The sequence below is a fragment of the Umezawaea sp. Da 62-37 genome, assembly GCF_032460545.1.
Taxonomy (GTDB): domain Bacteria; phylum Actinomycetota; class Actinomycetes; order Mycobacteriales; family Pseudonocardiaceae; genus Umezawaea.
In genome coordinates this window covers 1,437,450-1,453,734 of sequence record NZ_CP135965.1, presented here as the reverse complement: position 1 = coordinate 1,453,734, position 16,285 = coordinate 1,437,450, and the positions used below count along the sequence as shown (strand labels likewise).

18 protein-coding genes are annotated in these 16,285 nt (G+C 69.5%); 11 read left to right on the top strand and 7 right to left on the bottom strand.

What is annotated here, in order from left to right:
• Positions 1 to 40 precede the first annotated feature (40 nt).
• Both RM788_RS06045 and RM788_RS06040 read left to right on the top strand, forming a co-directional pair.
• Positions 41 to 697, top strand: coding sequence for a response regulator transcription factor (locus tag RM788_RS06045; protein ID WP_315930505.1), 657 nt, complete (start codon positions 41 to 43; stop codon positions 695 to 697).
• Positions 694 to 1,800, top strand: coding sequence for a sensor histidine kinase (locus RM788_RS06040; protein WP_315930504.1), 1,107 nt, complete (start codon positions 694 to 696; stop codon positions 1,798 to 1,800). The genes RM788_RS06045 and RM788_RS06040 overlap by 4 nt, the downstream gene beginning before the upstream one ends.
• Positions 1,801 to 1,842: 42 nt before the next feature.
• On the opposite strand, the gene RM788_RS06035 is transcribed toward RM788_RS06040, so the two are convergent.
• Positions 1,843 to 2,253, bottom strand: coding sequence for an arsenate reductase ArsC (locus RM788_RS06035; protein ID WP_315930503.1), 411 nt, complete (start codon positions 2,251 to 2,253; stop codon positions 1,843 to 1,845).
• Positions 2,254 to 2,356: 103 nt separating this feature from the next.
• Positions 2,357 to 2,725: an ArsR/SmtB family transcription factor gene (locus tag RM788_RS06030; protein ID WP_315930502.1), complete on the bottom strand. Its 369-nt coding sequence runs from the start codon at positions 2,723 to 2,725 to the stop codon at positions 2,357 to 2,359.
• A gap of 82 nt (positions 2,726 to 2,807) precedes the next feature.
• Here RM788_RS06030 and arsM point away from each other — a divergent pair, with 82 nt between their 5' ends.
• Positions 2,808 to 3,599, top strand: a complete 792-nt coding sequence (arsM, locus tag RM788_RS06025; protein WP_315934987.1) for an arsenite methyltransferase — start codon at positions 2,808 to 2,810, stop codon at positions 3,597 to 3,599.
• A gap of 60 nt (positions 3,600 to 3,659) precedes the next feature.
• Positions 3,660 to 4,637: a prolyl aminopeptidase gene (gene pip / locus RM788_RS06020; RefSeq protein ID WP_315930501.1), complete on the top strand. Its 978-nt coding sequence runs from the start codon at positions 3,660 to 3,662 to the stop codon at positions 4,635 to 4,637.
• Between the two features lie 140 nt (positions 4,638 to 4,777).
• On the opposite strand, the gene RM788_RS06015 is transcribed toward pip, so the two are convergent.
• Positions 4,778 to 5,410 carry a DUF998 domain-containing protein gene (locus RM788_RS06015; protein WP_315930500.1) on the bottom strand — a complete coding sequence of 211 codons (633 nt, stop codon included), beginning with the start codon at positions 5,408 to 5,410 and terminating at the stop codon, positions 4,778 to 4,780.
• A 137-nt stretch (positions 5,411 to 5,547) separates the two neighbouring features.
• On the opposite strand from RM788_RS06015, the gene RM788_RS06010 reads away from it, so the two are divergent.
• Together RM788_RS06010 and RM788_RS06005 are read left to right on the top strand one after the other, a co-directional pair.
• Positions 5,548 to 5,871, top strand: coding sequence for a YciI family protein (locus RM788_RS06010; protein WP_315930499.1), 324 nt, complete (start codon positions 5,548 to 5,550; stop codon positions 5,869 to 5,871).
• A 4-nt stretch (positions 5,872 to 5,875) separates the two neighbouring features.
• Complete coding sequence (locus tag RM788_RS06005; protein WP_315930498.1) at positions 5,876 to 7,795, top strand: DUF6596 domain-containing protein; 1,920 nt, start codon at positions 5,876 to 5,878, stop codon at positions 7,793 to 7,795.
• 112 nt (positions 7,796 to 7,907) lie between these two features.
• Here RM788_RS06005 and RM788_RS06000 read toward each other — a convergent pair whose 3' ends face one another.
• Positions 7,908 to 8,576, bottom strand: coding sequence for a GAF and ANTAR domain-containing protein (locus tag RM788_RS06000; RefSeq protein WP_315930497.1), 669 nt, complete (start codon positions 8,574 to 8,576; stop codon positions 7,908 to 7,910).
• A 1,052-nt stretch (positions 8,577 to 9,628) separates the two neighbouring features.
• Positions 9,629 to 11,893, bottom strand: a complete 2,265-nt coding sequence (locus RM788_RS05995; RefSeq protein WP_315930496.1) for a catalase — start codon at positions 11,891 to 11,893, stop codon at positions 9,629 to 9,631.
• Positions 11,894 to 12,137: 244 nt separating this feature from the next.
• On the opposite strand from RM788_RS05995, the gene RM788_RS05990 reads away from it, so the two are divergent.
• Positions 12,138 to 12,569: an Hsp20/alpha crystallin family protein gene (locus tag RM788_RS05990; RefSeq protein ID WP_315930495.1), complete on the top strand. Its 432-nt coding sequence runs from the start codon at positions 12,138 to 12,140 to the stop codon at positions 12,567 to 12,569.
• A gap of 194 nt (positions 12,570 to 12,763) precedes the next feature.
• Here RM788_RS05990 and RM788_RS05985 read toward each other — a convergent pair whose 3' ends face one another.
• A complete protein-coding gene (locus RM788_RS05985; RefSeq protein ID WP_315930494.1) occupies positions 12,764 to 13,330 on the bottom strand; it encodes a hypothetical protein in 567 nt (188 codons plus the stop codon).
• 101 nt (positions 13,331 to 13,431) lie between these two features.
• Between RM788_RS05985 and RM788_RS05980 the strand changes: the two genes are divergently transcribed.
• Together RM788_RS05980 and RM788_RS05975 are read left to right on the top strand one after the other, a co-directional pair.
• The gene (locus tag RM788_RS05980) at positions 13,432 to 13,869 is read left to right on the top strand and encodes an Hsp20/alpha crystallin family protein (protein WP_315930493.1); all 438 of its coding nucleotides are present in this window, start codon (positions 13,432 to 13,434) and stop codon (positions 13,867 to 13,869) included.
• A 164-nt stretch (positions 13,870 to 14,033) separates the two neighbouring features.
• Entirely contained in the window at positions 14,034 to 14,465 is a 432-nt protein-coding gene (locus RM788_RS05975; protein WP_315930492.1) for a DUF6292 family protein, read from the top strand.
• Between the two features lie 433 nt (positions 14,466 to 14,898).
• Here RM788_RS05975 and RM788_RS05970 read toward each other — a convergent pair whose 3' ends face one another.
• Positions 14,899 to 15,150: a hypothetical protein gene (locus RM788_RS05970; RefSeq protein WP_315930491.1), complete on the bottom strand. Its 252-nt coding sequence runs from the start codon at positions 15,148 to 15,150 to the stop codon at positions 14,899 to 14,901.
• Here RM788_RS05970 and RM788_RS05965 point away from each other — a divergent pair.
• Together RM788_RS05965 and RM788_RS05960 are read left to right on the top strand one after the other, a co-directional pair.
• Positions 15,145 to 15,747, top strand: a complete 603-nt coding sequence (locus tag RM788_RS05965) for an iron-containing redox enzyme family protein (RefSeq protein ID WP_315930490.1) — start codon at positions 15,145 to 15,147, stop codon at positions 15,745 to 15,747. The genes RM788_RS05970 and RM788_RS05965 overlap by 6 nt on opposite strands.
• Before the next feature lie 182 nt (positions 15,748 to 15,929).
• On the top strand, positions 15,930 to 16,196 hold the full coding sequence (locus RM788_RS05960) for a GlsB/YeaQ/YmgE family stress response membrane protein (protein WP_106188009.1): 267 nt from the start codon (positions 15,930 to 15,932) through the stop codon (positions 16,194 to 16,196).
• The last annotated feature ends 89 nt before the right edge of the window (positions 16,197 to 16,285 follow it).

Sequence of the window (16,285 nt, the reverse complement as noted above, 5' to 3'; positions counted from 1 at the left end):
CCATACGTGATCCATATGCGGCGCCCAGGACACTGACCGGGTGAGGGTCCTGCTGGTCGAAGACGAACAACCACTGGCCAAGTACATCGCGGCAGGCCTGCGCAAGAACGGGTTCGTCGTCGACGTAGCCCACGACGGGCGCGCCGCCCTGGACAAATGCGTCATCACCCCCTACGACGTCGTCGTCCTGGACCGGGACCTGCCCGTGGTGCACGGCGACGCGGTATGCCGCGAACTCGCCGGACACGGCACGGCGCGCGTCCTGATGCTCACCGCCTCCGGCACGGTCCAGGACCGCGTCGATGGACTCACCCTGGGCGCCGACGACTACCTCGGCAAACCGTTCGCCTTCTCCGAACTCGTCGCCCGAGTGCGCGCGCTGTCCCGCCGCAGCACACCCGCGACACCACCGGTCCTGCGCACCGGCGACGTGGTGCTCGACCCCGCCCGACGCACCGCGGAACGCGCGGGCAGGCTCCTCCACCTCACGCCCAAGGAATTCGGCGTACTCGAACGACTGCTCGCCGCAGGCGGCACGGTGGTGAGCGCGGAAACGTTGCTGGACAAGGTGTGGGACGAACACACCGACCCGTTCACCAACGCCGTCCGCATCACCATCGGCACCCTGCGACGCAAACTCGGCGACCCACCGCTCATCGAAACCGTGCCACGCGCCGGTTACCGGACCGCCACATGACCGCCCGCGCCAGGCTCGCGATCCTCTACGCCGCACTGGTCCTCGCCGCCGGCATCCTCCTGACCGCGCTCACCTACCTGCTGATGCGCAGGACCGGCGGCCACCGGATATCCGTCATCACCCTGAGCCCGCCGCCGGACCCGGACGCGATGCCACTGCCACCGCAATCCGTCAAAGCCGTCACCCTCACCGACTTCGTCACCCAGGCCACGATCGCACTCGTCGTGGTGACAGCGCTCGCCGCGGTACTCGGATGGGCAGTGGCCGGACGGGTGCTGCGACCCATCCGCGTCATCTCCGCCACCGCGCAACGCCTCTCCGCGGAGAACCTCTCCGAAAGGATGCCGCTCACCACACCCGCCGACGAACTCGCCACCCTGGCGGCCACCGTCAACGGGATGCTGGACCGCATCCAGCAGGGCATCACCGAACGCGACCAGGTGCTCGCGAGCCAACGCGCCTTCACCGCCAACGCCGCCCACGAACTGCGCACCCCGCTCACCACCATGCGCACCGCCATCGACGTCACCCTCGACAGCCACCCCGATGCCGACGAACTGCTCGCCATGACCGGCGACGTCCGCACCGCCGTCCGGCAAAACCAACGCACCCTCGACGGCCTCCTGGCACTGGCCCACAGCCAGGCGGGCATCCGCCTCCGCCACCACGTCGACCTCGCCGAGATCATGACCAACAGCCTCGACGGCGTGAACCCCACCGTGCAGACCGACCTACGACCCGCACCCGTCAGCGGCGAACCGGTCCTGCTGGAACGCATGTGCCACAACCTGGTCGACAACGCCGTCCGCCACAACCGCCCCGGCGGCCACATCGAGGTCACCACCGGAAGCGCGGACGGGCAGGCGTTTCTCCGCATCGGGAACAGCGGCCCACCGATCCCACCGGAGACCGTCGACCGGCTACGCGAACCGTTCGTCCGCGGCGACGGCGCACGTCTCCACACCAACCGCGGCACCGGCCTCGGTCTGTCCATCGTGGACGCGGTGGTCACCGCACACCAAGGCACCCTCACCATCACCGCCCGGCCGGCTGGTGGCCTGGACGTCGCCGTCCACCTCCCGTCCGCCGGACACCTCGAGTGAACCACTCCGGGGGAGCGGTGGGCCGAACCGGTCTCCTGATGATCAGGCTTCGGCGGGTTCGAGTTCGGTGAGCAGGGCGGTGACGCGTCGGGCGATCTCGTCGCGGATCGGGCGGACGTGCTCGGGGTCCTGTCCCGCGGGGTCGTCGAGTCGCCAGTCGAGGTAGCGCTTGCCGGGGAACACCTGGCAGGCGTCGCCGCAGCCCATCGTGATGACCACGTCGGCGGCTTGGACGGCTTCGGTCGTGAGCGGCTTGGGGAACTCCTGGGACAGGTCGAGTCCGAGTTCGGCCATCACCTCGACCACCGCCGGGTTGATCGTGTCGGCGGGGGAGGAGCCTGCCGAGCGGACCAGGACGCGGCCTTGGGCGTGGTGGTGCAGCAGGGCCGCGGCCATCTGGGAGCGGCCCGCGTTGTGGACGCACACGAACAACACCTCGGGCAGGTCGAACACGGAGGGCTCCTTGGTTCTCTGCGGTGATGTCCGGTCGCTGTCGGGCGGCGTGTTCAGCGAGGACGGGTAGCCGGGTGGGGCGCTGACGTGGAGGAGGAGGTGGTCATCGTGCCGCCTCGGTCGGGCGGGTCAGCAGTGCGGCGAGTCGATCGGTGGCCTCGGGCAGGAGCCGGTAGTAGACCCACGTGCCGCGCCGCTCGCAATCGATCAAACCCGCTTGGCGCAACAGCTTGAGGTGGTGGGAGATGGTCGGCTGGGACAGGTCGAACTCCGGCGTCAGCTCGCACACGCACACCTCGCCGCCGGCGCGGGAGGCGATCATCGACAGCAGCCGCAGTCGCACGGGATCGCCCAACGCCTTGAACACCGGCGCCAACTCCGCGGCCTGCTCGACGCCCAACGGCGCGGTCAGCAACCCCGGACAGCATCCGGCGGTCTCGCCGAGCACCGTGACCGGCTCTTGTTTCGACATACTTCTATATTGACAAGCGTCGATCCAGTGCGCAAGCTTAGATCGAAGAACATCGATCCAACCTGAACGAGAGGGGCACATGATGGGGGACCAGGCGACCGACCTGCGCGAGACGGTCCGGCAGCGCTACGCCGCCACAGCCATCGCCGTCACGACCGGCGGAGCGACGTCGGACTGCTGCGGCCCGGACCCGGTGGAGGTGGACGCGAACTTCGGGTCCGGCCTGTACACCGGCGCCGACCGCGACGCCCTGCCCGCCGAGGCCGTCGCGGCATCCTTGGGCTGCGGCAACCCCACCGCGGTCGCCGACCTGAGCGAGGGTGAACGGGTGCTCGACCTCGGGTCCGGTGGCGGGATCGACGTACTGCTCTCCGCCCGCCGCGTCGGCCCCACGGGCAAGGCCTACGGGGTCGACATGACCGAGGAGATGCTCGCCCTCGCCCTGGCCAACGCCCGCAAAGCCGGTGCCACCAACGTCGAGTTCCTCAAGGGCACCATCGAGGCCATCCCGTTGCCCGCGAACACCATCGACGTGGTGATCTCCAACTGCGTCGTCAACCTCTCGGTCGACAAACCCGCCGTGTTCGCCGAAATGGCCCGAGTGCTGGTCCCCGGCGGCCGCATCGGCATCTCCGACGTCGTTGCCGCCGATCACCTCACCCCCGACCAGCGCGCCGAACGCGGCTCCTACGTCGGCTGCATCGCCGGTGCCCTGTCCTTCGCCGAATACCGAGACCAGTTGACCGCCGCGGGGTTCACCGACGTCGAGATCACCTCCACCCACGCCGTCGCCGAGGACATGCACTCCGCGATCATCCGCGCCACCGCCCCCGCCGACAGCCCTTCCGCGAGCACGGCGGCAGTCGGTCCGTGACGACGAACGGGTGTCCACGTACCTCCCCCGTTCCGGCCGCCGGTGCGCGATCATGCCTGGATGACGAGTACATCCGAGGCCAGGCGTTATCCATCGAGTGAGCCGCACGAGTCGGGCATGCTGGAGGTCGGCGACGGTCATTCGCTGTACTGGGAGGTGTCGGGCAACCCCGACGGCAAGCCCGCCGTCGCGCTGCACGGCGGTCCCGGATCAGGCAGTTCGCCGAGAACGCGGGGCCTGTTCGACCCGGACCGCTACCGCGTGGTCCTGTTCGACCAGCGCAACTCCGGGCGCAGCACCCCGTCGGCGACCGATCCGGTCGTCGACCTGTCGGCCAACACCACCCAACACCTCATCGCAGACATCGAGGCGCTGCGGATCCACCTGGGGGTCGAGCGCTGGCTGGTGTGGGGCGGGTCGTGGGGCGTCACGCTCGCCCTCGCCTACGCGCAGGCCCATCCGGAGCGGGTGACCGGGATGGTGCTCTCGGCCGTGACCAACGGCGACCGGAGCGAGACCGACTGGATCACCCGTGACATGGGCCGGGTCTTCCCGCGCGAGTGGGAACGGTTCCGCGACGGCGTCCCCTCCGCCGACCGCGACGGCGACCTGTCTGCCGCCTACAGCCGACTGCTCCACGACCCCGACCCCGAGGTCCGGGCCACGGCCGCACACAGCTGGTGCGAGTGGGAGGACACGCACATGTCGCTGGCCCCCGACGCTACGCCGTCCCTGTCGGTCGCCGACCCGGCATTCCAGCTGACCTTCGCCCGCCTCGTGACCCACTACTGGTCCCACGGCTGCTTCCTGGAAGACGGGCAGCTGCTGCGCGACGTCGAACGGCTCCACGGGATCCCCGCCGTGTTGATCCACGGACGTTACGACGTCAGCGGCCCGCTCGGCACGGCCTGGGCGCTGCACCGCGCCTGGCCAGGAAGCGAACTCGTGGTCCTCGACGACACCGGCCACAGCGGCGGTGGCATGACCGCGGCGATCGTGGCCGCCACCGACCGCTTCGCCCGTGACCAGGGCGAGTGACGGATCGACTCGCGCACGCCCCGGCCGCCCTCGCCACCGTCGAGGGCGGTCACGCCTCGGGCAAGGTCGTCATCAAGGTGACCTGAGACGTGCCCGGCCGATCCCGTCCAACGGTCGCTTCCCCTTGCCCCGCAACGAGGTCAGTACGAGCGGCGACACCGGGCGGCGACGGTGGAGACCCACAGCATCGCGGTGATGGCGCCGATCGCGAGCGTCAACGAGCCCGCCGCGCCGCCGGTCATCGCCCAGGTGTCGCCGAGCAGCAGCGCGGTGCCCGCGACACGGGAGGCGAGGGCGTCGCGGTGGTTGCCGGTCCGGCTGAAGTGGAGGCCGAGGACGTAGCAGGCGGCGATCAGCGCGGCGAACGTGATCGTGCCCGCGGCGAAGTGGCCGTAGGCGTGCCAGGTGAGCGAGGAGGACATCCCGGCGGACGTGCCGGCGGGGAAGCCGTCGCCCGGATCCATCACCAGGAAACCCGCGGCGATCATGCCCACGCCGCTGACACCGACCAGGCGCGGTGCCCACCTGCTCGGCAGCGCCCGGCTCAGACCGACCGCCCCGGCCACCAGCAGGACGCCCGCGACGACGAAGTTGGTGATCTGCACCCATCCGAGCGCTCCGGTGCTCAGCATGCTCAACGGGTGGCGGGCCAGGTCGAAGCCCTCGCGGGTGGCGACCTGGGCCAGCGAGACCGCCGACCACAGGGGCGCGGCGACGGCGCCGCAGGTGAGCAGGGAACGGGTGGAGGTGGTGGGGGTAAACGTGGTGGTCATGTCGGTGTCCTTCGTCCGGTGTGGTTGTCACCCCCACGTCGCTGGCGCGATGTGACAGGGAATGCGACCATTCCCCGTCACATCGGCCGTTCGACGTCCAGTCGTAGCCCGACAGCGACCGATGAAGGAGAACTCCGATGCGCTTCCTGATGATGTCCATGGCGAACGACTCCCAGCCCGACGAGAGGCTGTTCGCCGAGATGGCCGCGTTCATCGACGAGATGACCGCCTCCGGCGTCCTGCTGGCCACCGGCGGCCTCGAGCCGGGTGGTGTCCGGATGACGTCGATCGGCGACGAGGTCACCGTGACGGACGGGCCGTTCACCGAGTCCAAGGAGTCCGTGGCCGGGTTCGCGCTGATCGAGGTCCGCACCAAGGAGGAGGCGATCGAGATGGGCCGCCGGTTCCGCCGGATCGTCGGCGACGGCGTCAGCGTGATCCAGCAGGTCTTCGGGCCGTGACCGGATGACGGACGTCCACCGCACGGTCGACGCGGTCTGGAAGCTGGAGTCGGCGAGGATCGTCGCCGGCCTCACGCGGATGGTCCGCGACGTCGGCCTCGCGGAGGAGTTGGCCCAGGACGCCCTCGTCGCCGCGCTGGAGCAGTGGCCGGCGGCGGGCGTCCCGGACAACCCCGGCGCGTGGCTGACGGCCATCGCCAAGCGCCGCGCCGTCGACCACCTGCGCCGGTCGGAACGCCTGGAGCGCAAGCACGAGCTGATCGCCCGCGAGCCGGAACCGGACCCGGAGGCGCGGCAGGACGACGTGCTGCGGCTGATGTTCATCTCCTGCCACCCGGTGCTGCCCACAGCGGCCCGCGCGGCGCTGACGCTGCGCCTGATCGGCGGGCTGACGACGGCGGAGATCGCGCGGGCGTTCCTGGCGACCGAGCCGACGATCACCGGCCGGATCGCCGGGGCGAAGCGGACGCTGGCCGAGGAGGACGTGCCGTTCGAGCTGCCGGAGGGCCCGGAACTGGCCGAACGGCTGTCGTCGGTGCTCGGCGTCATCTACCTGATCTTCAACGAGGGGTACTCGGCGACCTCCGGGGACGACCTCATGCGACCGGGTCTGTGCCTGGAGGCGTTGCGGCTGGGCAGGTTGCTGGCCGAGTTGGCGCCGCGGGAGTCCGAGGTGCACGGGCTGGTCGCGCTGATGGAGATCCAGCAGTCCCGCTCCGCCGCGCGCACCGACCCGGCGGGGGAGCCCGTCCAGTTGCACGAGCAGAACCGCGGCCGGTGGGACCAGCTGCTCATCCGCCGCGGCTTCACCGCGATGCTGCGGGCGCGGGAGGTCGGCGGCCCGCCCGGCCGCTACATGCTCCAGGCGGCGATCGCCGTGTGCCACGCGCAGGCGCGGACCGCGCAGGACACGGACTGGGCTCGGATCGCCGCCCTCTACGAGGCGTTGGAACGCGTGCTGCCCACACCGGTCGTGCGCCTCAACCGCGCGGTGGCGGTCGGCAAGGCGCACGGGCCGCAGACCGGCCTGGACCTCGTCGACGCGGTGGCCGACGACCCCGCGCTGCGCGACTACCACCTGCTGCCGGGCGTCCGGGGCGACCTCCTGCGCACCCTGGGCCGCCACGCCGAAGCGCACTCGGAGTTCCACCGGGCCGCGGCGCTGGCCTGCAACGAACCCGAGCGCGCGTTCCTGCTGCGCCGCGCCGACGAGGTGCCGGTCGCCGAAGCCACCGGGCCGACCGCGGGGGACGCCGTGCGGGACTTCCTCGGCCGCGACGACCTGGACACCGCCACAGTCCGCTCCTACTGGCAGACCCTGCGGCGGCTGTGCCGGATCGTGGGCGAGCGGACCCCGCTGGCCGAACTGACCGCGGACCAGGTGACCCGCGCCTTCACCACGGCCTGGGGCGACGCGGCCGCGAAGACGTGGAACCGCCACCGCTCGACCGTCCGGTCGTTCGGCTCATGGACTGACCTCGACGACCTGGCGGCAGGGCTGCGACGCCGAGCCGAGACCCGACCCCGTACCCAATCGCTCGACGCCCCGCGCTTGGCCGCGCTGTGGAGCCGCCCGGACCTGCCGCTGCGCGAACGGACGTTGTGGCGACTCCTGCACGAGTCGGGTGCGGCGGTGACAACGGTGCTGTCCCTGGACGTTGAAGACCTGGACCTCGACGACCGCCGCGCCCAGACGGCCGGCACGTGGGTGAACTGGCGCGCCGAAACGGCCCGGCTGCTGCCGTTGCTGCTGGGCGACCGGCCCGGCGGCCCGGTGTTCCTGGCCGACCGCCGCCCCGGCCCCGGCCGGATGCCCGCGGCTGCCGACCTGTGTCCGCACACAGGGCGCGGCAGGCTGTCCTACGAACGAGCCGAGCACCTGTTCAAGACGACGACGGGCTTCACCCTCCGGCAACTCAGGTGACTTCGATCGCGCTCCGTTGAAACGGGGCAACCCCAGACGGCAGAACAGGGAGCGAACCCCGCTGGACACCGATCGGCCTGGCATCAACGCAAAACACGTGGGAGGTTCGGGCTCAGTTCGGCCCAGCGGCGTCTTTGACCAGCCAGGCGGCCACGTCGACCAGTTTCATGTTGGTGTTCTGCGAGGCCTCGGCCAGCATCCGGAAAGCCTTCTCCGGGTCGCAGCGGTGCCGTGCGATCAGGATTCCCTTGGCGGTGGCGATCAGGTCGCGGGTGCCCAGCGCGGCGTGCAGTTCGGTCTGCCTGCGGACGCCGGCCAACGCCACCGCGGCATGGGAGGCGAACAGTTCACCCACCAGCGCGGCCTCTTGGTCGAAGGCGTCGGGTTCGGTGGAGTAGACGTTGAGCGAACCGTAGGTGGTGCCGACGGTGAACAGTCCCCACGCCAGCATCGACCGCACCCCCAACCCGGTCACGGCGGGGACGAATCGCGGCCACCGCTGGGTTTCCAGCGCCAAGTCGCCGGTGCGGAACGTCCCCTGCCGGGCGGCCGCGTCCACGCACGGACCCTGCTTCGTCTTGTACTGCAAGGCGTTGACCTGGGTCACCAATGGATTCGACGGTGCCACCGTGCTCGGCACGCCCTTGTCGACCAGGGTGATGCCCGCGCACTGCGCCCCGGCCACCATGGCGATCACCCCGGTGACGATCGCGGCCAGGGTGCGCTGCTGGTCGGGCTCGGACTCCAACGACCGCGCCACCCGGCTCAACGCTTCTGCCACTCCGGGCAAGGCTACGGAGTCGCTGACGCCGCGGTGATGAATGTCGCTCATTCGATCAAGTCTGGCGGAAGTCGATGGTCGGGGCCACCGTCGCGCGCCGAACCGGTCCGCGGTCTGCGGATGACCTCGTCGGCAGGTGCGGCTTGACGGTGTTCGGCATGAGGTGTTGGTGAGTTGTACGACCTCATCGCCGCAGGTGAGAAGCCTTCCATTACTCGAACGAGTAAACCTGTGATGGCGGGAGTAGACATTCAGGCGCAGCTGTGTGTAGTGTTCTCCTCGTTGAGAGAGAGAAAGTCAGTGGCACGGGAGATGACGAACTGCCCGTGAGGTCAAGTGCAAGACGGTCGGACGTGCTGGGGCCAGACGGTGAAGGGGCTCCTCGGCAGTGGACCAGGGGTTGTCGGCAGGTGATCGGAAGTGCGCCGACGGCCGAGTTGCAAGAGCAGGTATGAGTTGCTGGTGCAGGACGGTCAGGTGTGCCGGAGCCGATCGGTTGAAGGGGTTCCAGGCAGGTGGCCAGGATGGTCGGCGATGTTGTCCGGGTGTGTGCAGTGCGTCCCGGTGTCGATCACCTCGTGAGGAATGTCGGCAATCAGAGGAGAAGGGAAGGGTTGCACACCATCGGATCGCCCGGTTTCGGTTGATCTCAGCCGGACGGGTACCGCGGTTCCATCGGATTGGAAGGTGGTCTTCGGTTACGCACATGCGATCCCCGTTGCTCCCGCTTCTAGTGCGGGTCGCGCGGACAGAGGAAGCCGATCCCACGGTCGGCTAGGTGGAAGTGGAATCCGACAACCCTTGGGGCCCCGGCGCTATCGCGCCGGGGCCCCTCGTTGTTCTTTCGGTCTGGGCAAAGCGGAGTTGATCGGCACTCCGAACACGACCGAGACCCCGATCGTTCGGGGCGTCCTCCTCCTGCTGCCAATGGCCTTCGACCGCAGAGCCAAGATCGACATGCGCTCGGGGCGGCGGATGACCGTCGCCCCGAGCGCTGTCCGACCCCCATAGCGGACTTGTCGTCGACGCGAGGGTCGTTTTTGGCCGGCTTGTTAGGAGATCGACGCGGGGAAGCGTTCCCAGACCCGGTGGGCGCCGAGCAGTGCCGTCATCTTCGTGAGCACTTCCGACGGCTGGTCGTCGATCACGATCCCCGGCCCCGCGGCGCATCCGGCGGCCTCGAGTGCGGCGCGTCCGTTGTTCCACGCGCCGATGGCCTTCGCGTGGCGGAAGCACTCCTGGATCATGAGGATCACCCGCGGGTCAACGGTCGTTCCCGGCGCCCCTGCCTTGTCGTCCCTGGCGGGCAGGGCGTCGGCGCCGGGCGGCGGGCTGCCCGCGAGCAGCAGGGCGTCGAACTCGATCGACCGCGCCGTGAGGAACGTGCGTTGGGCGACCAGGCCGCTGTCGGCGTCCAACGGGCCGCCGGTCGGCGCGATCAGCAAGGGCACCATGCCCGCGGCGAGGATCGATTCCCGAACCGTGCGCACGCCGTCGAGGTCGGCGGGGTCGACCACGATCCCGATGATGCGCCCGTCGGTCGGCCAGGTCTGGCCGATCTGGGACAGAGCTGGGCTGGGGGTGGCCTTCTTGAGCCGCTCGGCCGCCTTCGGCGCGGGCAGGCCGAGCCCTGTGGCCACCTCTTGGCACAGCACGGGATCCACGTTGGCCAGCACCGCGAGTTGGCGTTCCTTGATCGCCTGCTCGTAGCACTTGCCCAACTCGAAGGTGAACGCCCGCACGACGTGCTCCTTCTCGACCGGCGAGAGGCTCAGCCAGAACAGCCTGGGCTGCGTGTAGTGGTCGGCGAACGAGGCGGGGGACTGCCGGACCTTCGCCGACTCCGGCAGCGGCTGCGCCACCTCGAGGAACGGCCGGTCCTCGACGCCAGCCTCGAACGGGTTGCCGCCGTCGAGGGTGTTCGGCTTGCAGGGGGCAACACCCCCGTGCACGGCGTGCTGGTGGAAACCGTCGCGGAGCATGTCGTTGACCGGCGCGTGCGGGCGGTTGACGGGGATCTGGTTGAAGTTCGGCCCGGCGAGCCTGGTCAGCTGGGTGTCCAGGTAGGAGAACAACCGCGCCTGCAGCAGCGGGTCGTCGGTGACGTCGATGCCGGGTACCAGGTTGCCCAGGTGGAAGGCGACCTGTTCGGTCTCGGCGAAGTAGTTCATCGTGTTGCGGTTGAGGGTCAGCATTCCCACGGGCTGCACCGGCGCGAGTTCCTCGGGCACGATCTTCGTCGGGTCGAGCAGGTCGATGCCTTCGAACGTCTGCTCGGGGGTGTCGGGGAAGACCTGGAGGCCGAGTTCCCACTGCGGGTACGCGCCGGACTCGATGGCGTCGGCGAGGTCGCGGCGGTGGAAGTCCGGGTCGATGCCGCTGATCATCTGCGCTTCCTCCCACACCAGGGAGTGCACGCCCAGCTTCGGCTTCCAGTGGAACTTCGCCAGCGCGGTGCCGCCCTCGGCGTTGACGAGGCGGAACGTGTGGACGCCGAAGCCCTCCATGGTCCGGTAGGACCGGGGGATGGCGCGGTCGGACATCTGCCACATCACGTGGTGCGTGGCCTCGGTGTGCAGGGACACGAAGTCCCAGAACGTGTCGTGCGCGCTCTGCGCCTGCGGGATCTCCCGGTCCGGGTGCGGCTTGGCCGCGTGGATGATGTCCGGGAACTTGATGCCGTCCTGGATGAAGAAGACCGGGATGTTGTTGCCCACCAGGTCGAAGTTGCCTTCGGAGGTGTAGAACTTCGTCGAGAAACCGCGGGTGTCGCGCACGGTGTCCGCCGATCCGCGCGAGCCGACGACCGTGGAGAACCGCACGAAGACGGGCGTCTCGACGCCGTCGCCCAGGAAGGCCGACCTGCAGATCGGTTCGGCCGTGCCGTAGCCGACGAACACGCCGTGCGCGCCGTAGCCGCGGGCGTGGACCACCCGTTCCGGGATCCGCTCGTGGTCGAAGTGCGTGATCTTCTCGCGCAGGTGGTGGTCCTGCAGCAGCGTCGGGCCTCGTTCGCCCGCCTTCAGCGAGTGGTCGGTGTCGCGGATTCGGGCTCCGCCCGACGTGGTCAGGTAGTCGCCCTGCTGACCGTTGGACAGCTTCGGCGCCCCGGTGGGCGCGCCCGTGGGCGTGACCGTCTCCGGCCCGGTCTGGTCGGCCTTGGGCTTCAACGGGCCACGCGGTTCGGTCGGTTCGTCGAGGGCGGGCGGTTCGCTGTTCGGAGCGCCGGGGACAGGAGGGTTCACCAGCTCGGCGACCTTGTCCACGGCCTTGTCCAGGGCGGCTTTGACGAGCTTGCCCGGCTTGCTGGGGGCCACTTCGTCCTCCTCGTTGTGGTGGAAACGCCACGGACAAGTACCCACGTTTTCCCGACTCACGCACAGATGCCCCGATCGTGCGACGGACCTGGGGGAGTGGAGCGGAAGACGATCGACGGGTGCTGTCAGTCGAGATGATCGGCACATGTCATCCATCTGATGACCGAGTGTTTGTCATCGTTGTGATGACATGATAGAACTGTGTCGCGCGTTGACGAGAACGAGAACATCGAGGAGGTGCCGGATGTTGATGCGCACGGATCCGTTCCGGGAGCTGGACCGGGTGGCGCAGCAGGTGCTCACCGGGACGTGGTCGCGGCCCACGGCCATGCCGATGGACGCATACCGGTCCGGGGACGAGTACGTGGTGGTGTTCGACCCGCCGGGTGTGGCGGCGGACGCGATCGAGCTGGACGTCGAGCGCAACGTGCTGACGGTGAAGGCCGAAAGGCGGCCGTTGGCGTCCGCGGACGACATCGAGGTGCAGGTGTCCGAGCGGCCGCTGGGCGTGTTCTCCCGCCAACTCTTCCTCGGCGACACCCTCGACACCGAGAACATCAGGGCCGGGTACGAGGCGGGTGTGCTGACCCTGCGCATCCCGGTGCTGGAAAGGGCGAAGCCGCGCAAGATCGCCGTCACCGCGATCGACGGGGACGTCAAGCAGATCGACGCCTGATCGGAACCGGCCACGGCCACGCTGGTGCCGAAGGCCGTGCCGACTGCCACGGGGTGGGGCATCGTCCCACCCCGTGAGTCGGTATCCCCACCCGTGCGGTGAGGAGTCGGCGGGTTCGACGCGTCAGAGGCGCCACCACGAGATGTGGATGCCACTCGACCGCGAACCGGCCGAATTCCTGGTGGTTCGCGTGGTCAGGGCTGGTCGCGGTCGGTCCTTTGGGTCTGGGTGTCGCGGCGGACGCGGTCGGTGCTCTCCCCGATCGCGGTGATGCGGTCGGCGAGGTCCGGGTGAGTGGCGCGGAGGTGGTCGTGAGCCCCGGCCAGCGGGCTGAGCAGCGCGGCCGCGTCGTCCTCGCCCAACGCGTGGTGGACGGAGGTGTCGAGTTCCCCGATCTGGCCTGCCAGGCTGCGCAGGGTCGCGGAGTTGTCGCGGGCCCATCGGGTGACCGCGCGGTCGCCCGCGCGGCGGTCGCGTTCGGCTTGGACGCGTTGCTCGCCGGTCGAGCCGGTCTGGTCGGACCCCCGCAGCCTCAGGTAACGGCGTTCGGCGGCCTGGCGGCTCGCCACGCCCAGTGCCGGGGCCAGGTCGGCCCAACTGGTACCCAGTTCCCGCGCGGCGGTGATCAGCCGGGGTTCCCAGTCGGCGAGTTCGGCGCGGAGTTCGCGCAGCAGTGCGATCGCGGCCAGTGCTTGGGGGCCGGTGAGGTCTTGTGGTGCGGCGGCGGCGTCGCGGAGGGACTCGTAGTCACCGATGGGCATTTGTCATCCTTTCGACGACGCAAGTCTTGTCATCGTCCTGATGACATGATACAACATCGGTGCGCGTTGACGGGAAGTCGAAACTCACGAGGAGGTGCCGGATGTTGATGCGCACGGATCCGTTCCGGGAGCTGGACCGGGTGGCGCAGCAGGTGTTCACCGGGGCGGGAACGTGGTCGAGGCCCACGGCGATGCCGATGGACGCCTACCGCCAAGGGGACGAGTACGTGGTGGCGTTCGACCTGCCGGGTGTGACGGCGGACGCGATCGAGCTGGACGTCGAGCGCAACGTGCTGACGGTGAAGGCCGAACGACGCCCATCCGGTGCGGATGAGGGGGTGGAGATGCAGGTGTCCGAGCGGCCGTTGGGCGTGTTCTCCCGCCAACTCTTCCTCGGCGACACCCTCGACACCGAGAACATCAGGGCCGGGTACGAGGCGGGTGTGCTGACCCTGCGCATCCCGGTGCTGGAGAAGCCCGAGCCCCGCAGGATCGCCGTCACGGCCGCGGAACGCGAGGTCGGGCGGATCGACGCCTGATCGGGTTCGCCACGGCCGCGTGAGCGCTGCGGACAAGAGGAGACCGGGGTGCGGTGGTGTGCACGGCCGCACCCCGGTGCTGTGGAGGCGCGAGGAATCCCTGCGCCGAAGAGGAGTTCGAGGATGCTGGGCGGGTCTGCCCGTGCGGAGCGGAGTGGTGCCTGATGGACTTCGATTTCGACGAGACCGTCGCGGCGGGGCTGCGCCGGTACGTCAACCTCGTGACCGGGGCACTCGGACTGACCGGCGAGTGCTCGTACGTGGAGGTGGAACGACCCGCCGGGGCTTACCTCGCCCTTGACGGCGGGCTGGCGCGCTTCCCCGACCGCGACCTCGCGCTGCTGTGGAACGAGGAGCACGGCTGGTCGATGGCCGTGGAGACCGACAGCGCCGAAGACCCGCTCGTCCTCGCCCACATGGGCGGTGACCCCCTGCCGTCGCCGGGGGAGGTCGCGGAGTGGACGTCGAACTTCCTGCGCGTCGGGCACGACACCCGCCCCGCACCGGCCACACCGGTCGGCGACACCGTCGGCGACCCGACCCGCCGCCTCAGGTCCTACGCGGCAGTTGAACTGGTGTCCGCCCGTTCGGTGTGAACCCCCGCGCCGAAGACCGCCCGAGTCCGCTCAGTACTGACGAAGTTGCCGCACCAGTACCGGAGCGAGAGCCACGATTCCGGGCGCACCGCGCACGTGGGTCTTGTGGACGACGGACTCGCCGCGCGGATGCCGGATGTTCACGGCCGAGTGGTTTTCCCGCGATCCGCACCGGCCCGCACGTTAGGTCCTTCCACTCGTGGGTACCACCTGCCCGTCCGTCGTGGTGAACACCCGAGGAAGGCCCCGTCATGCGACTGCCCGAGCCCCGAGGCCCCATCAGCACGGCCCTAGTGGCCGGACTGTCCCGCCCGCCCCACCAGCTCCCGCGACCGGGTGTCGGCCAGGTGGGGGAGCAGCGCGACGACCGGCCGGAGGCGGTGTTGTCCGACGAGGACCTCCAGGTGGGTCTGTGGATCTGCTACGAGTTGAGCTACCGCGGTTTCGACGACGTCGACGACGACTGGGAGACCGAACCGTCCCTGGTGGCGCTGCGCTCCGAGTTGGAGGCCCGCTTCCTGCCCGCTCTGCGACAGCTCACCGCCGCCGCGACGGAGACCGCGGTCGACCCGACCGGTGTGCCCGCCGCGCTCTCCGCACTGGTCAAGGCCGACGACGGTCCCGCACTGGCGAGTTCCTCCAGCGCGAAGCCACTTCGGAGCAGTTCGCGGAGTTCGTCGTGCACCGCTCCATCTACCACCTCAAGGAAGCCGACCCGCACAGCTGGGCCATTCCCCGCGTCGGTGGGCGGGCGAAAGCGGCACTGGTCGAGATCCAGGCCGACGAGTACGGCGGCGGGCGGTTCGAGCGGATGCATTCCGAACTCTTCCGCACGGTGATGCGGAGCTTGGACCTGGACGACTCCTACGGCGCCTACCTGGATCGGGTGCCTGCCGTGACGTTGGCGGTGAGCAACACCATGTCGTTGTTCGGGCTGCATCGCCGCTGGACACCAGCGCTGCTGGGACACCTGGCGGCGTTCGAGATGACCTCGTCGTTGCCGAACCGCCGGTACGGCAACGGTTTGCGACGCCTCGGCCATGACGCGACCGCCACCCGCTTCTACGACGAGCACGTGGAAGCCGACGCCGTGCACGAGCAGATCGCCGCGCACGACCTGTGCGGCGGGTACGTCCAGGACCACCCCGAGGCCGCCGACGACGTCCTGTTCGGCGCCGCGTGCGCACTGGCCGTGGACAACGTCATGGCCGCCCACCTGCTGGCGAAGTGGAAGGGCGGATCGTCGGCACTGGTCGACTCCGCTTCCGTCCCCGCGGCCTGACCCGGACGTTCCGGATCACCGGTACCCGGTGGACAACCGCGCGGTCGCGGCACCGCGCGTGGGGTTCGAGGATCCGATCGCGACGCATGTTTGCACCTCGCGTCGTGCGGGAATACCTGGTCCAGATCGAACAGGAGCGGCAGCGGACCGTCGTTGTCGCCTGAGGAAGGGAAGTCGTCGTCGTGGGTATCTTGGGCTGGATCGTCCTCGGCCTCATCGCCGGTGCCATCGCCAAGGCGATCATGCCGGGCAAGGACCCCGGTGGCATCATCATCACGATGCTGATCGGCATCGTCGGTGCCATCCTCGGCGGCTTCATCGGCCGCGCGCTGTTCAACAGCGACATCAACAGCTTCTTCGACCTGAGCACCTGGCTGCTCGCCATCCTCGGCTCGCTGGTGCTGCTCGGCATCTACCGACTGGTCACCGGTCGGCGCGCACACGCCTGACCTCCTAGGCGTCAAGGGGAGTCCCGTTCGGGGCTCCCCTTGTCCGCGTTGAAGGACCCTCGGCGTTGGCGTCGAGGTGAGGACATCTC

Excerpts from the sequence above, each read along its gene's own strand:
- RM788_RS06040 (WP_315930504.1), top strand. The coding sequence starts at position 694 with ATGACCGCCCGCGCCAGGCTCGCGATCCTCTACGCCGCACTGGTCCTC.
- RM788_RS06030 (WP_315930502.1), bottom strand. The coding sequence starts at position 2,725 with ATGTCGAAACAAGAGCCGGTCACGGTGCTCGGCGAGACCGCCGGATGC.
- arsM (WP_315934987.1), top strand. The coding sequence starts at position 2,808 with ATGGGGGACCAGGCGACCGACCTGCGCGAGACGGTCCGGCAGCGCTAC.
- pip (WP_315930501.1), top strand. The coding sequence starts at position 3,660 with ATGACGAGTACATCCGAGGCCAGGCGTTATCCATCGAGTGAGCCGCAC.
- RM788_RS06015 (WP_315930500.1), bottom strand. The coding sequence starts at position 5,410 with ATGACCACCACGTTTACCCCCACCACCTCCACCCGTTCCCTGCTCACC.
- RM788_RS06010 (WP_315930499.1), top strand. The coding sequence starts at position 5,548 with ATGCGCTTCCTGATGATGTCCATGGCGAACGACTCCCAGCCCGACGAG.
- RM788_RS06005 (WP_315930498.1), top strand. The coding sequence starts at position 5,876 with ATGACGGACGTCCACCGCACGGTCGACGCGGTCTGGAAGCTGGAGTCG.
- RM788_RS05990 (WP_315930495.1), top strand. The coding sequence starts at position 12,138 with ATGTTGATGCGCACGGATCCGTTCCGGGAGCTGGACCGGGTGGCGCAG.
- RM788_RS05985 (WP_315930494.1), bottom strand. The coding sequence starts at position 13,330 with ATGCCCATCGGTGACTACGAGTCCCTCCGCGACGCCGCCGCCGCACCA.
- RM788_RS05980 (WP_315930493.1), top strand. The coding sequence starts at position 13,432 with ATGTTGATGCGCACGGATCCGTTCCGGGAGCTGGACCGGGTGGCGCAG.
- RM788_RS05975 (WP_315930492.1), top strand. The coding sequence starts at position 14,034 with ATGGACTTCGATTTCGACGAGACCGTCGCGGCGGGGCTGCGCCGGTAC.